This window comes from Desertihabitans brevis (genome assembly GCF_003327535.1).
GTDB classification, from domain to species: Bacteria; Actinomycetota; Actinomycetes; order Propionibacteriales; family Propionibacteriaceae; genus Desertihabitans; species Desertihabitans brevis.
This window is the reverse complement of sequence record NZ_QOUI01000007.1, coordinates 137,505-152,385: the sequence shown is the minus strand read 5'-3', so window position 1 is coordinate 152,385 and position 14,881 is coordinate 137,505. Positions and strand designations below refer to the sequence as shown.

At 72.3% G+C, this 14,881-nt stretch carries 10 protein-coding genes; 7 read left to right on the top strand and 3 right to left on the bottom strand.

All coding sequences use genetic code 11. From position 1 onward, the window contains the following. The first annotated feature begins 88 nt into the window (after nucleotides 1-88). The gene (gene wecC / locus DT076_RS12420; protein WP_114126998.1) at nucleotides 89-1,336 is read left to right on the top strand and encodes a UDP-N-acetyl-D-mannosamine dehydrogenase; all 1,248 of its coding nucleotides are present in this window, start codon (nucleotides 89-91) and stop codon (nucleotides 1,334-1,336) included. Nucleotides 1,337-1,483: 147 nt separating this feature from the next. Further along, on the top strand, nucleotides 1,484-3,607 hold the full coding sequence (locus tag DT076_RS12415) for a glycosyltransferase family 4 protein (protein WP_114126997.1): 2,124 nt from the start codon (nucleotides 1,484-1,486) through the stop codon (nucleotides 3,605-3,607). A 59-nt stretch (nucleotides 3,608-3,666) separates the two neighbouring features. On the opposite strand, the gene wecB (DT076_RS12410) is transcribed toward DT076_RS12415, so the two are convergent. Both wecB (DT076_RS12410) and DT076_RS12405 read right to left on the bottom strand, forming a co-directional pair. Beyond that, a complete protein-coding gene (wecB, locus tag DT076_RS12410) occupies nucleotides 3,667-4,815 on the bottom strand; it encodes a non-hydrolyzing UDP-N-acetylglucosamine 2-epimerase (protein WP_114126996.1) in 1,149 nt (382 codons plus the stop codon). Nucleotides 4,816-5,069: 254 nt separating this feature from the next. Continuing rightward, nucleotides 5,070-6,686, bottom strand: coding sequence for a glycosyltransferase family 4 protein (locus DT076_RS12405; protein WP_114126995.1), 1,617 nt, complete (start codon nucleotides 6,684-6,686; stop codon nucleotides 5,070-5,072). Nucleotides 6,687-6,917: 231 nt separating this feature from the next. On the opposite strand from DT076_RS12405, the gene wecB (DT076_RS12400) reads away from it, so the two are divergent. The 5 genes from wecB (DT076_RS12400) to DT076_RS12380 all read left to right on the top strand — a co-directional run bounded on the left by wecB (DT076_RS12400) (nucleotide 6,918) and on the right by DT076_RS12380 (nucleotide 13,087). After that, the gene (gene wecB, locus DT076_RS12400) at nucleotides 6,918-7,994 is read left to right on the top strand and encodes a non-hydrolyzing UDP-N-acetylglucosamine 2-epimerase (protein ID WP_114126994.1); all 1,077 of its coding nucleotides are present in this window, start codon (nucleotides 6,918-6,920) and stop codon (nucleotides 7,992-7,994) included. Further along, on the top strand, nucleotides 7,991-9,175 hold the full coding sequence (locus DT076_RS12395) for a glycosyltransferase family 2 protein (RefSeq protein WP_114126993.1): 1,185 nt from the start codon (nucleotides 7,991-7,993) through the stop codon (nucleotides 9,173-9,175). The genes wecB (DT076_RS12400) and DT076_RS12395 overlap by 4 nt, the downstream gene beginning before the upstream one ends. 108 nt (nucleotides 9,176-9,283) lie before the next feature. After that, nucleotides 9,284-10,300, top strand: coding sequence for a polysaccharide pyruvyl transferase family protein (locus tag DT076_RS12390; protein WP_158548120.1), 1,017 nt, complete (start codon nucleotides 9,284-9,286; stop codon nucleotides 10,298-10,300). A gap of 56 nt (nucleotides 10,301-10,356) precedes the next feature. After that, on the top strand, nucleotides 10,357-11,898 hold the full coding sequence (locus DT076_RS12385; RefSeq protein WP_158548119.1) for a glycosyltransferase family 4 protein: 1,542 nt from the start codon (nucleotides 10,357-10,359) through the stop codon (nucleotides 11,896-11,898). A gap of 1 nt (nucleotide 11,899) precedes the next feature. Then, nucleotides 11,900-13,087 (top strand): glycosyltransferase, encoded by a 1,188-nt coding sequence (locus DT076_RS12380; protein ID WP_114126990.1) that lies wholly within the window; start codon nucleotides 11,900-11,902, stop codon nucleotides 13,085-13,087. Here DT076_RS12380 and DT076_RS12375 read toward each other — a convergent pair. Further along, nucleotides 13,082-14,878, bottom strand: coding sequence for a hypothetical protein (locus DT076_RS12375; protein ID WP_147264141.1), 1,797 nt, complete (start codon nucleotides 14,876-14,878; stop codon nucleotides 13,082-13,084). The two genes, DT076_RS12380 and DT076_RS12375, sit on opposite strands and share 6 nt — an antisense overlap. Nucleotides 14,879-14,881 lie beyond the last annotated feature (3 nt).

Genomic DNA, 14,881 nt, shown 5'->3' with positions numbered 1-14,881 from the left:
GCACCCCGCACTCCAACACCCGCGGGCCAGAGCAGCCGTGCAGCACGGTGCAGAGCGCCACCGCACGCCATTTGAGGAGGAGCGCACGTTGCAGTTCAAGCACGTCGCCGTCGTCGGTCTGGGCTACATCGGTCTGCCGACCGCAGCCATCCTGGCCTCGGACCACGTCAACGTGACCGGCGTGGACGTCAACGCCACCACTGTGAACGCGGTCAACCGGGGAGACGTCCCGTTCGTAGAGCCCGACCTGGCCACCTACGTCGCCGGTGCGGTGAAGCAGGGCTACCTGGTCGCGACCGACACCCCACCCCCGGCCGACGCCTACATCATCGCGGTGCCGACACCGTTCCTCGAGGGCAACGCTCCCGACCTCAGCTACGTCCGGGCCGCGGCGGAGGCCGTCGCCCCGGTGCTGAGCGGTGGTGAGCTCGTCATCCTCGAGTCGACCTCCCCGCCCGGCGCCACCAAGGCGATGGCTGAGTGGATCCTCGCGGCCCGGCCCGATCTCAGCCTCGACGGCAGCGACGGACGCCCGCTGCTCCACATCGCCCACTGCCCCGAGCGCGTGCTGCCGGGACGGGTGATGATCGAACTGGTCACCAACGACCGCATCGTGGGCGGCCTCACGCCCGAGGCGGCGGAGCGCGCCCGGGACCTCTACCAGATCTTCTGCCAGGGTGAGATCCTGCTCACCGACTCGACCACGGCCGAGATGGCCAAGCTGGTCGAGAACTCGTTCCGCGACGTCAACATCGCCTTCGCGAACGAGCTGTCGCTGATCAGCGACCGTCTGGGCATCGACGTCTGGGAACTCATCGAGCTCGCCAACCACCACCCGAGGGTGAACATCCTGCAGCCCGGCCCCGGTGTCGGCGGCCACTGCATCGCCGTCGACCCGTGGTTCATCGTCGACGCCGCACCCGAGGACGCCCGAGTCATCCGGACGGCGCGCGAGGTCAACGACGGCAAGCCGGAGTGGGTGATCGGCAAGGTGCGGGAGGCCGTCGCCGACGTGGAGGCGCCGACCATCGCCCTGCTCGGACTGGCGTTCAAGGCCAACATCGACGACCTCCGCGAGTCCCCGGCCCGCCGGATCGTGGGCCAGCTGGCCGATGAGCACGCGGACGCGACGCTGCTCGTGGTGGAGCCGCACGTCGAGGCGCTGCCGCCGGAGCTCGCGCAGCGCGCGAACGTGCGGCTGGCCGCGCTGGACGACGCGCTGGCCCAGGCGGACCTCGCCGTCCTGCTGGTCGACCACGACGACTTCCTTCGTCCTGACCTCCAGCTCCCGCAGCGGCGGATCGACACCCGGGGCGCCTGGCGTCACCGTCCTTGAGCCCGCTGGCTGGCGTGGTCGCTGGCACGGCCGCGCCGGGCTGGATAGCGTGAGCGCGCTGCTCGCCAGCGACGAGACATCTGCCCGGAGGCCCCAGACGTGACCGAGAAGTCCCCCCGTCCCACTGCCGCGCCCGGCGGTCCCACGGTGACGAGACGCCTGCGGCGGATCGCCTCCCGGGCGCTCCGGTCCGCCTCCCGGAACCGGGCCGCGGTCACCCAGCTGGTCAAGGACCCGAACAAGCAGGCGCGCCGGGAGGCCACCCGGCTGTGGAAGGCGGGCAAGCGGGAGGCGTCGTTGGAGGTGCTTCGCCGGGCGCTGCTGCAGCACGGGCACGATGCGACGACGTGGCACGTCTACGGCTCGCGGATGCTGCAGACCCGGCGCCCGGACGTCGCCCTGGAGGCCTTCAAGAACGCGGTCGAGCTGGATCCCACCCGCACCGAATCCCTCGAGCTCCTGCAGAACATGGCCGACCGGAAGGGCGCGAAGTCCGGCCGGGTGGACATGAAGCAGGCGTTGGACCGCTTGGCGGCGGCTGTCCCGGGGCGTACGGAGATCCACCGTGACGCGTTGTCGCTGTTCATCCAGTCGGACCATCAGAAGGGCCTCGCTGCGCTGGCGAGCAGTCAGGACCCGGTGGTCAAGCTCGCCCTGCGTCTGAACGGCGCACCGCAGGAGGAGTGGCCACGCCTCGCGACAGACGCCGAGACCGGCACGTTCACCATGGCGCAGGTCTTCGTCCTGCTGGCGCGCGGAGGCATCAACAAGGCCGGGATAGCCCTCGAGGGAGTGCCCAACGACCTGATCCCCGTCTTCTCGGTCCGGCTGGCACTGCGCAAGGCGCTCCGGAAGGGGCAGAACGGTCGCGCGCAGACCCTGCTGCGCCACTACCGTCGCGCGCGTCCCGATGACGCCTGGGCCAAGCGGAAGCTGCTCGAGACGGAGGTCAGCGACGAGGAGGGCCAGCGCATCCTCGAGAAGGGGTTCCAGTTTCCGACCGGTCGCCGGCCGGCGCCCTACACCAAGCGACCGGAGCGCATCTTCTACAACGTGCACGCCTCACTGCCGTACCACTCGGCCGGGTACGCCGCCCGCACCCACGGTGTCCTGTCGGCACTCCGGCGTGCTGGCTGGGACGTCGAGGGGGTGACCCGGCTCGGCTACCCCTTCGACATGGCGGGTCGCAAGCCGGAGTCGGAGATCCCCGCGGTCGACCAGGTCGACGGCGTCACCTACCGCAGGCTGACCACGACGCCTGACCGTGAGCCCAAGCACCCCGTCAGCGCCTACATCGAGCGCTACAGCTCCGCCCTGGAGCGGCTGGCCGACGACCGACGGCCCGCCGTCCTGCACGCGGCCACCAACTACCGCAACGGCTTGGCTGCGGTGGTCACCGGCCGGCGGCTCGGCATCCCCAGCATCTACGAGGTGCGCGGGCTGTGGGAGATCACGCGGGTCTCCCGCGACCCCTTCTGGAGCGAAGGGGACAAGTTCAAGCTGACCTCCCGCCTCGAGCTCGACGCGGCCGCCGGCGCCACCCGCGTCATGGCCATCACCAACGCGCTCAAGGACGAGATGGTGCGGCGCGGGATCCCGGCGGAGAAGATCGACGTGGTGCCGAACGGGGTGGACACCGAGCGGTTCCTCCCGGTGCCGCGCGACGAGGCACTGGCCCGCCGTCTCGGGCTCGAAGGCAAGGTCGTCATCGGCTACGTAGGGTCGCTCCTCGAGTACGAGGGTCTCGACCTGCTGGTGCAGGCGGCAGCCGAGCTCCAGCGGGAACGGGACGACTTCGCGGTCCTGGTGGTCGGCGACGGCCCGGACTCGGCGCGTCTGCGTGACCAGGTCGACAAGGCGCGGCTTGGCGGGGTGGTGCAGTTCGCTGGCCGCGTGCCGCACGACGAGGTCGAGAGCTACTACTCGGTCATCGATCTCTGCCCACTGCCCCGGCTCCCGCTGCCGGTGTGCGAGATGGTCTCCCCGCTCAAGCCGTTCGAGGCGATGGCCATGGGCAAGGTGGTGGTCGCCTCGGACGTCGCCGCGCTCGCGGAGATCGTCGAGGACGGCAGCAACGGGATGCTGTTCACCAAGGGCGACGTGGTGTCACTGACGTCGAAGCTGCGCACCCTGCTCGACGACGCGGAACTGCGTGGACGTCTCTCCAGCCAGGCCCGCGACTGGGTGGTGCAGCACCGGCGCTGGGACGTGCTGGCGCGCGGCATCAGCGAGATCTACGAAGACCTCGGGGCCAGGAGGGCCAGCGCCTGACCGGCTGCCCGACGCCGACCGGCCCGCCACCCCGCGAGGGGCGGCGGGCCGTCCTGCGTTCAGCGGCCGACGAAGTCGGGAAGCCGCTCACCGATGCCGAAGTGGTGGGCCAGGGCGGCCAGGCAGCGCTCGATCGCGCGGCCGTCGCCGTAGGGGTTCACCGCGTTCGACATGGTGGCGTAGTGCTCGGGGTCGTCGACCAGCCGGCTGACCTCGGTGACGATGCGCTGCTCGTCGGCGCCGATCAGCTTCACCGTGCCGGCCTCCACCGCCTCGGGACGCTCGGTGTTCTCCCGCATCACCAGCACCGGCTTTCCCAGCGACGGCGCCTCCTCCTGCACGCCGCCGGAGTCGGTCAGCACGATGGTGGCCAGCGCCAGCAGCCGGGTGAACTCGCCGTAGGCCAGCGGTTCGGTGACCAGCACGTTCTCCAGACCCTGCAGGTGCGGCAGCACGGCCTCGCGCACGATCGGGTTGCGGTGGGCCGGCAGCACGACCAGGTGGTCGGGGTAGCGCTCGGCCAGCGTCCGCAGGGCCCGTCCCACACCCTCCATCGCGCCGCCCCAGTTCTCGCGACGGTGCGTCGTCACCAGCAGCACCGGGCGGCCGGCGTCCTCGGCCTGCTGCAGCCGCTCGTCGGTGAAGGGCAGCTTCTGCCCGACGGTGTGCAGCAGGGCGTCGATCACCGTGTTGCCGGTGACGACGACCGTCGCCGGGTCGACCGCCTCGCGGACGAGGTTGTCGCGCGACGTCTCGGTCGGGGCCAGGTGCAGGGCGGTGACCTGCGAGGTGACCTTGCGGTTGGCCTCCTCGGGGAAGGGGGAGCTGATGTCGCCGCTGCGCAGACCGGCCTCCAGGTGCACCACGGGGATCTGGCGGTAGAACGCCGCCAGCGAAGCCGCGGCGACGGTCGAGGTGTCGCCCTGCACCAGCACGGCGTCCGGCTGCTCCTCGACCAGCACCGGGTCGAGGCGCTCGAACACCTTGGCCATCAGGGCGTTGAGCGTCTGGCCGTGGGCGAAGACGTCGAGGTCGTGGTCGGGGACGATGTCGAAGATCTCGTTGACCTGGTCGAGCATCTCGCGGTGCTGGCCGGTCACCACGGTCACCGACTCGAACTGGTCGCTGGCCCTCAGCGCCTTGACCAGCGGGGCCACCTTGATGGCCTCGGGACGGGTGCCGTAGACGGTCATGATGCGGGGGCGCATCGGTCCTCCTCAGGTTTCGAGAGCGGAGCCGGCGCCCGCTGATTCTCGGGCGCTGCCCGCCCGACCGGCTCACCGTATCGGGCGGTGGTTCGGCGACGGCAAGTTCTGCGGGCGCTGGAACAGCTGGACCACTGGGCCGCTGAGCGCGTCCGGCCACCGGGCGGATCGCCCTTCGACAGGCTCAGGGCGCTGGGGGGCAGGTGTGCGGGTGCGGTCCGCGCTCCTTCGACGGGCTCAGGGGCGTTCGACCCGGGTCAGCGGGCGGCCTCGGCGACGACCTCGGTGTAGAGGGTGGCGTGCTGGTGGGCGAGGTGGTCCCAGGTGCGGGAGTGCTCGATCCAGCTGGCGGCGGCCCGGCCGCGCCGGCGCAGCTCGTCGCGGTCGGCGGTGAGACGGGTCAGGACGGCGGTCCAGCCGTCGACGTCGCCGGCCGGGGCCGACCACCCGTGGGCGTCGCCCTCGAGCAGCTCGGTCAGCGGCGGCAGGTCGCTGACCAGCAGCGGCAACCCGGCGGCCATCGCCTCCACCGGCTTGAGCGGCGAGACCAGCGAGGTCACGGGCGTGGGCCGCCGCGGCACCGCGAACAGGTCGAGCGCGGCCAGGTGCGCGGGGACGTCCGCGTGCGGCACCCGTCCCGGCAGCAGGGCCCGGGCACCGGTCGCGGCGGCCAGCTGCTGCAGCTCCGACCGGGCGGGTCCGTCGCCGACCACCAGCAGCCGCACCCCGGCGGCGGCCGCGGCGCGCACCAGGACGTCCAGGCCCTCGTAGTCGTTGAGGGTGCCGACCACGCCGACGACCACCTCGTCGGCGCCGATCCCGAGCCGGGCGCGCACGGCACCGCCGTCGGCTCCGGTGAGGAAGGAGCGGTCCACCGCGTTGGGCGTGACGACGACCCGCTCGGTGGGGACACCGCGGCCGGTGATCTCCGCGGCCATCGCCGGGCCGAGGGTGAGCACCCGCGCGGCCGAGCGCATGCACCAGGTCTCGGCCTCCCGCGACAGCCGGTACAGATCGCTGGCCGGATCACCACCGCGGCTGCGCCAGGTCTCCTCGAGCATCCCGCGCACCTCGTAGACCACCGGCAGCCCGCGACGGGCCCCCACCGCGAGCGCCACCTGGGCGTTGTCGTGCTTGCTGTGGGCGTGCAGCAGGTCGGGACGCAGCTCGTCGACCAGCGCGGCCAGCTCGTCGGCGGCCCGCTGCAGCGCCTCGTCGTGCCGGCGCGGCAGCACCCCGGGCAGCAGCCGGTGGTGCGGGACGCCGCCGATCTCGACCCGGTCGGCGGCCAGCACCCGGCCGGTGTCGACCGGGAAGCCGAGGCGGGTCACCACGTGCGGCTGCAGCCCGAGCTCGCGCTGCGCCGCGACGATGCCGGCCGTCCGCAGGGTGTAGCCCGCCTGCACCTCCGGCAGGGCGTTGCTCACCAGGTGCAGCACCCGCAGCGGCGCTGCCGACCCACCGGGCCGCGGCCACGGCGGACCTGGGGTCCGGGCCGTGCCCAGCCGGCGGTCGGGACTCAGGGCACCCAGCTCGCCGGTGAGCTCGGCGACCAACGCAGGCGTCCCCGGTCCGCCCCGCCGCGCCACCGCCAGCGCCTGCTCCAGGTGTCCCTCGGCGCGCAGCAACCGGGCCTCGGTGACCGGCGGCACGGCGCCGGCGGACACCAGCTCCCGGGCCAGCTCCAGCTCACCGCAGGCCGTGGCCGCCTCGACGGCGCGGCCCCGGTGACCTCGGCGCAGCTGCGCTCGGGCACGGTCGCGCTGACCCGTCGCGTGCAGGCCGAGCGCCGCCACCACCGGGAGACGCCCGGTCAGCAGCCGGAGCAGCACCGCACGCGGCCGGCGGGGCAGCAGCCGCCAACCGCTGTGCACCGCTTTCGCCCACCCCTGCCCGAGGTGGCGGGCCACGATGCTGAGGGCCAGGACCAGGTGTGGTCGCCGGGGCGCGTCGCTGTTGAGGGGGTGATCGGCACCGTGCTTCAATCGCGGCCGGGACGGCCACCGTCGGAACCCCAGCACCGCCGTCCTCCCGTCGGCTCGCCGACGCCGATGCGACGAGCGGTCGGGCGCTACCGTAGTGCTCCACCACGACGAAGGGACTCCATGGCCCCGCTGCTGCTGCACGTCGCGGGAGCTCGACCCAACTTCCCGAAGCTGGCGCCGGTGCTGCGGGCGCTGCAGGAGCACCCGGTCGAGCAGCTCGTCGTGCACACCGGGCAGCACTATGACGACTCCCTGTCGGGCATCTTCTTCCGCCAGCTCGGCATGCCGCCGCCCGACCTCAACCTGGCGGTGGGCGCAGGGCAGCACGGCGCCCAGACCGCGGCCGTGCTGGTGAAGATGGAGGCCGTGCTGATGGAGCACGAGCCCGACGTCGTGGTGGTCTACGGCGACGTCAACTCCACCCTGGCCGCCACCCTCGCCGCGGTGAAGCTGCACATCCCGGTGGCCCACGTCGAGGCCGGGCTGCGCAGCTTCGACCGGGCCATGCCGGAGGAGGTCAACCGGCTGGTGGTCGACCGCCTCGCCGGCACCCTGCTCGCCCCCAGTGCCGACGCGGTGGACAACCTGCGCGCCGAGGGCATCGCCGACGACGACATCCACCTCGTCGGCAACCCGATGATCGACACCCTGCTCGACCAGCTGCCCGAGGTCGAGGCCACCCCGCTGCCTCTGGACGACCTGCCCGAGCCGTTCGTCGTCGCCACCCTGCACCGGCCCAGCAACGTCGACCGCCACGAGGACGCCGTCGAGCTCACCCGCTGTGTCCAGGCCGTCGCCGACGACGTCGACGTGGTGCTGCCGGTGCACCCGCGCAGCCGCCAGCACCTCGCCCCCCTCCTGGCCCGTCACCCGCGGGTGCACCTCACCGAGCCGCTGGGCTACCGGGAGTTCCTCGCCCTGGTGCGCCGCTGCGCGCTGGTGGTCACCGACTCCGGCGGGGTGCAGGAGGAGACGACGGTGCTCGGCGTGCCGTGCCTGACGCTCCGCGACTCCACCGAGCGGCCGGTCACCATCAGCCACGGCACCAACCGGCTGGTCAGCCGGTCGAGCCTGCTGCCCGAAGTGCGTGCGGCGCTCGCGGCCGGGCGTTCCGACACCTGGCCGGTGCCACCGCTGTGGGACGGCCACAGCGGCGAGCGGATCGCCCGGATCCTGGTCGACAGGGTGACCGTGTGAGCGGCGCCCGCGACGCGCTGCTGCTGCGCCGGCTGGCGCGCCGGGCGGCCGCCGTGCCGCAGCTGCAGGGCCTGCTGACCTCCGGCGCGGGGGCGACGGGTCGGCAGACGCTCCTCGGCCACACGGGCCTGCACCCCGACGAGGTCCGCGCGCTGGAGCGTGAGCTGCCCCTTGCGATCCGGCTGCGGCACTGGCGTCCCGGCGGTCGGACGCGGGTGGACGTCTTGCTGCACCTGGCCGATGGACCGTCTGGCACCGACGCGCTGCTCGACCTGGCCGGTCGGCGGGTGCCTGTCGTCAGCGCGGACGCCGACGTCCGGGCCGTGCTCGGCCAGGCACCCGCGGGCGACCGGACGTCCCTGCTCGCCGAAGCCCGGGCGCTCGCCGCCCAGCCGCTGCTGCGGGACCGGCGTGCGCACCAGCAGTGGCGGGCCCTCCGACAGGCTCAGGGCGCCGGGACGGGTGGGTCCCAGGAGGCCGGGGCCACGCCGTCGGTCAGCGCCGTGGTGCCCACCATGCGTCCGCACCAGCTCGAGCACGTGCTGGCCACCATCGGCGCACAGCGGCACCCCTCGGTCGAGCTGGTGCTGGTCACGCACGGGTTCACCCCCGACGAGGGCGACCTGCGGCGCTGGCGGGCCGAGCGCGGGGTCGAGCACCTCGTCGTCCGGCACGCCGACGCGTCCCTCACCCTCGGTGCCTGCCTGCGCCTCGGCGTCGCCGCCGCCGCCGGCGACCTGGTCGCGAAGATGGACGACGACAACCACTACGGGCCCCACTACCTCTCCGACCTGGTCGCGCACGCCCGGCAGACCGGGGCCGAGACGGTCGGCAAGGGCGCGCACTACGTCCACCTGACCGGTCCGCGGGCGACCATGCTGCGCTTCGCGGACCGGGAGCTGGCCTGGAGCCCGTTCGTGCAGGGCGGCACGCTCCTGACCCCGCGGGAGGTGCTCGCCGACGTCCCCTTCGCCGACGTGCCCCGGGCGGTCGACACCACCTTCCTCGAGGCGCTGCGCCGCCAGGGGGGCCGGGTCTGGTCCGCCGACCGGTTCAGCTTCGTCTCCATCCGCCACACCGCGGCCGACACCCACACCTGGCCGATCAGCGACTACGACCTGCTCAGCCGTGCGGCGCGGCTCGAGCTGTTCGGCGACCCGGTGCCGCACGTCACGGTCTGAGCCGCGTCCCGGCCGCGCATCTGCCGAGCCGCTAGCATGCGGCGGATAGCAGGCAGGACACGCGCCGCGGGTCAGCACGCGGCGCCCCCGACTCCAGAACGGACGGATATGGCGCGTATCGGCCTCGTGGGCTTCTTCGGCTGGGGCAACTACGGCGATGAGCTCTTCCTCGAGAACTGGCGGGCCACCATCGGCCTCCACCACGAGGTCGAGGTGGTGCACGACATGCTCTCCCAGCCCTATTTCTCCCGCCCCGCGGTCGAGGTGGTCAAGGACTTCGACGCCCTCGTCATCGGCGGTGGAGACCTCGTCATCCCCAACAAGATCTCGCCGCTGTACTGGAACCGCGCCTGGCTGGCCAAGCCGATCTACATCAGCGGCGTCGGAGTCCCGACCTGGATCAAGCACCAGGCCCCAGACGTCATGGAGCGGCTGCGGAACTTCTTCCAGCATGAGAACGTCCGCCACATCGGCGTCCGGGACCAGGAGAGCGCGCACTGGGTGCGTCGGGAACTGGCGCCCAAGGTGCCGGTCGAGGCCCACGCCGACCTCGCCTTCAACCTGCTGCTGCCGCCGGCGGTCAAGTTCGACCGACCGACGATCGGCATCAACCTGCGCTCGCACCGCGCCGGCTCGGATCCCGCCGCGCTCGTGAAGGTCTGCCAGACCTACGCCGACCGCGGGTACGACGTCGTCAACATCGTCCTCGGCACCGGCCGGACCAGGACCACCGACCTCGAGGTGGCGCGCGCGTTTCCCTTCGATCGGCAGGTGATCCTGGAGTCGGAGGACACCGCGGAGCTGAGCTCCTACCTGGGCGGCCTTGACGTCCTCGTCTCCAACAAGTTCCACGGCACCGTGGTCGCCACGATGTATGGCGTGTCGTCGGTGGTGCTGTCGTCGACGACGAAGAGCCGCAACCTGTACCGCCGGCTGAGCCGGGAGCACCTCCTGTCCACCAACGAGGACCCCGACATGCTGCGCAAGGTGGAGCTCGCGGCGGCCCCCGTCTCGTCGGCAGCGGTCCGCCAGCTCGAGGTGGAGGCCAACGCGGCCGTCCGCACCCTCGTCGGGAAGCTCAACGCGGACTTCCGCCCCTCCTACAAGGCTGCGTCGGGGTCGTGACATCCGCGCACGGGTCGGCAGCCCGCACACCGTTCGACGACCTCGCATTGTCGGCGGTGTCCGTCGACACGGCCGTGACGGTGCTGACGGAGCTGCTGGAGGCGGGGGAGTACGACGCCGGGGTGCGCTTGGCCGAGCTGTGGTGGGACAAGGGTCGCGACGACCCCCGCTTCCTCACCCTCGCCCGACAGCACCAGGGCAAGCGGGGTGAGGTGACCGCGGCCCTGCGGACCAGCCTGCGGCTGGCAGAGCTCGGCAAGCAGTCCTACGACTCGCTGGCGACCCTCGAGGGCAGGCTCCGTGAGCTGACGGGAGAGTTCCCACACCTCGGTGGACCGGTCGAACCGGTGCGACCCGCTTCGCCGCACAGGGTCTTGCACCTGACCAAGGAGAGCCGTCCCTACCTGTCGAACGGGTTCACCTCGCGCAGCCACTACAACTTCCTCGCCGAGCGGGAAGCGGGCCTCGAGCCTGTCGTGGTGACCGAGCCCGGTTTCCCGCGTGACGTCGTGGGCGACCAGGCACGTCGGGAGATGCGTTTCGAGGGAATCGGCCACTACCACCTCGATGTCGGTCCGGCCGACGCCAAGGCGCTCCCGCTGGACCGCTACCTGCAGCTCTTCGCAGACCTCGCGCTGGAGCGGGTGCGGAAGATCCGGCCCGCGGTCATCCACGCCAGCTCCGGGCGCCGGGGATACGAGACCGCGCTGGTGGCATTGGCAGTGGGTGCCAAGCTGGACCTTCCCGTCGTCTACGAGGTGCGCTCGTTCTTCGAGGCGAACTGGACAGCGGACCTCCGCTACGAGGCGAGCGGTGAGCTCTACGAGGCCCGTCGCCACCTGGAACTGCAGTGCATGCAGCGGGCCGACCTGGTGCTGACCATCGGCGACGCGATGCGGTCCGAGCTGGTGGCTCGCGGGCTCCCGGAGGAGAAGGTCGGTGTCGTCCCGAACGGGGTCGACGTCAGCCGCTTCAGCCCCCGCCCCCGGGACGAGGACCTGGCGCGTCAGCACGGCATCGCCGGCGTACCGACGTTCGGCTACGTCTCGAACATGGACCACTACCGTGAGAACCAGGAGGCGCTGGTCCAGCTGTGCGCCCGCCTGCACGCCGAAGGCCGGCCCGAGCATTGCGTGCTGGTCGGTGACGGGCCGCGCCGGGCGTCGCTGGAGCAGCTGGCGACCCAGCTGGGCGTCGCCGAACGCGTGCACTTCACCGGTCGGGTGGACCACGACCGCATCCCCGACTACTACTCGCTCATCGACGTCTTCGTCGTCCCGCGGGTCGGCGAGCGCGCCTCCACCTACGTGACCCCCCTCAAGCCGTTCGAGGCGATGGCGATGGGCGTCCCCGTGGTGGTCAGCTCGCTGCCCGCCCTGGTGGAGATCGCCGACCCGCCGGTACGGGGCTGGTCCTACGCGGAGGGCGACCTGGAGGACCTGGCCCACGTGGTCACCCGCGTCCTCGACGACGCGCCAGAACGGGAGCGGCGCGTCCGGGCCGCCGCGGACTGGATCCTGCGGGAGCGCCAGTGGCTGCACAACGGTCCCCGCTACAGGGAGTACTTCCGCACCGTCACCGAGCAGCGAGGTTCCTGAGGTGTACGCGCATCTGACCGGCTTCAAGCCCGACGCCGCCAGCCCCGTTGCCGAGATCCACCAGGCCCTCCGGGCGGTCCCGGCCGGGCGTGACGGCGCCGACCTCCTCGGGTACACGCCGGTGGCGCGGGTGAACCCTTACCAGTCCATGCTCTACCGCTCCTTCAGTGAACAGGGGGTGGCGGTGGCCCCGATCCTGCGAGGGCACGACTTCCGCGTGGTCGGCGGGTTCCGGGCGTTGGCGCGCAGCCGGACCGTCCACTTCCACTGGTTGTCCTGGGTGCTGGCCAATGTCGCCGACAGGGACACCGCCAGCCGGATGCTCAACGGGCTCCTGGCTCGCGTCGACCGGTTCCGCGACGACGGCGGGAAGGTAGTCTGGACTGTGCACAACGTGTACCCCCACGACGCCGTGCACCTCGAGGAGGAGCTGAGCCTCCAGCAGGGGATCGCCGACCGCAGCGACGCGGTGCACGTCATGTCGGAGGCGACGGTCGAGGCGATGCGGGGGGTCCTGTCCATGGACAGCTCCCGCGTCGTGGTCTCACCCCATCCCAGCTACGTCGGCGCCTACCCGGACCTGGTGAGCCGGGCCGAGGCCCGCGGGATGCTCGGCATCGCCGACGACGAGGTCGTCTTCGTGGTGTTCGGGGCGTTGAAGCGGTACAAGGGGCTGCTGGAGACCATGGCGGCGTTCCGGCGCCTGTCCGAGAAGGGCGACGGCACCCGTTACCGGTTGGTCGTCGCCGGGATGCCCGACGACGACGCGACGGTCGCCGGGTTCGTCCGTGAGTGCGGCCTGCACCCGCGCGTGCTGATCGAGCCACGCCGCATCGCGGGGGAGCGGGCGCAGATCTACCTCAAGGCCGCCGACCTGGGGCTGGTGACCTACACCCGCTCGCTGAACTCCGGGGCTGCGCTGCTGTTCCTCAGTTTCGGGTTGCCGGTGCTCGCCAGCGCGACACCCACCTTCGGCAGCCTGCCCCCGGAGCACGTGTCCCTGCTGCCCGTGGATGAGCTCGGCGACCCCGATGCGTACGCCTCGGCGCTGGCCGCGGCGGGCCAGGCGGCTGCCGTGACGAGGCCGCGGCAGAGCGTGCTGCAGTCGATCAGCCATCTGCACAGCGAGACGGTCAGCGAGCAGCTGTGCCGCGACCTCGCCCCGCGGTTGGGCTGGCGGCTGTCATGAGGCCACCTCGAGCACCTCGGCGAGGCTGATGGCCCGCCCGGCGAGGCCCTGGGCCTGGTCGAGGCGGACGGCGGGGTCGAGCAGGTACTGCCGACCGGCCGCCAGGAGGTCCGACCAGGACGTCGCCAGCGGCGACTGCTCGATGCTGCGGGCGGCTTCGTCGAGGGCGGCGGTGGCCGACTCCCGGTCGAGGCGGCTCCGCGGGTGCCGCAGCTCGGCCCACAGCGTCAGGGTGGGGACCGGGCCGTCATGCACGTCGCGGGGGTCGCCGAGCACCGAGTAGGCGTCGCAGTCCTCATCGGTGACGGGTCCGCCGAGGACCGCGAGTCGCTGCTCCACGCGTTCCGGCGGCATGGTCTTGCGCGGGTCGTCGAAGGGCCGCACCGCGAGCTCGGGGCCCAGCACCACGAGCAGGTCGTCGGTGATGCTCCGCGGCCCCTCCATGCCCTCCGGCTGCTCGGCGGGGACGAGCTTGCTCAGTCCGACGAGCTCCCGCTGCTGCAGCGGCCGGATGCCGAACTTGCTGACCGGCACGAAGCGCCCTCCGTGCAGGGCGTTGCGGAAGGCCAGGTAGTGCCACTCGGCGCTCAGGTGCCGGTCCCGTGGGATTCCGGCCGTCTCGAGCGCCTCAGCGGCGACCTCCTCCACGGCGGACGCCACGTCGGCGTCCGTGCGCTCGCGGACCGAGCTGACGACGCTGGCGAGGCTGCGCAGTCCGTAGTTGCCCTTGTACAGCTCCGAGCCGATGCCCGTGATCGCGAAGTTCCCCTTGCTCCGCGAGCCGAACGACTGCATCTTGAGTGCGTAGTAGGCGAGGGAGCAGTCGGTCCTCCACAGCCCCAGGGGGTCCGCCACGTGCCAGATCTCGGCCCGCCGCTGCTCGGGCGGGAGCCGCGAGCCGAGGTGGAAGCCGAACTCGGCGGCCAGGCGCTCGACGACCTCGGCGTCGCGCTGGTGGGACGGGTGGGTGTTGAGGCAGCTGAACCGGGCCGCCGCGCTCGCCTCGGGGCTGAGCAGCGTCGCCGCCAGGCAGATCCGGGAGTCCTTGCCTCCCGACAGCGAGAGACGCGCCTTCTCCGGCCCGAGCCCGGCGACGGTCTTGATGGTCGAGGCGATCCGGGTGGCAGCGGTCCTGATGGTCTGCGCGTAGCTGTTCCCCTGCCAGGCGAAGTGCTCGGCCAGAGGGCGCACGACGACGTCGGCGCTGCTCCGACCGCCGGGCAGGGCCAGGCGCACGCGCTGCCCCGGCGGCAGGTAGCGGATCTCCTGCACGAGGGTCCGGGTGCCCAGTAGCTGCGCGGCCATCGCGTTGCGCCAGAGCAGGGACTGGGCGACCACCGGATCCAGGGTGATCGGTAACCCGAGGCGGCGACGCAACCTCAGCAGCACGTAGGGCGAGTCCGAGACGATGGTGAGCCCGGGCTCGGTGGTGAGGAACATCGGCATCGAGCGGTAGAGGTCACTGCTGGCGTCCAGCGTGTCGGCGGTCCACCGGGCGCTGAAGAAGCAGCCCGGCAGGTCCGGCGCGGCGTCCGTCTGCTGCTCGCGGCGGCGGATCCCGCGGCTGCCGAAGTAGAAGGCCCGCGACTCGTCGTCGTAGGCGAATCCGGTGAAGACGCCGTCCGGGTGGAGCTCCTGACCGGCTCGGCGGGCGATCCAGGTCAGCGTCCACCCGTGCGTGAGCGCCACCGATCCCACGTCGGTCGGTCGGCTGGCCCTCGCCTCTTCCACAAGCTCGGCCAGCGGCCCGCCGGCCGACGGGCCGGTCACCGCGAGGAGGTAGTTGGCCATCGG

Coding starts and splice junctions, on each gene's coding strand:
- wecB (WP_114126996.1), bottom strand. CDS start 4,815: ATGCGCCCCCGCATCATGACCGTCTACGGCACCCGTCCCGAGGCCATC.
- wecB (WP_114126994.1), top strand. CDS start 6,918: ATGGCCCCGCTGCTGCTGCACGTCGCGGGAGCTCGACCCAACTTCCCG.
- DT076_RS12390 (WP_158548120.1), top strand. CDS start 9,284: ATGGCGCGTATCGGCCTCGTGGGCTTCTTCGGCTGGGGCAACTACGGC.
- DT076_RS12375 (WP_147264141.1), bottom strand. CDS start 14,878: ATGGCCAACTACCTCCTCGCGGTGACCGGCCCGTCGGCCGGCGGGCCG.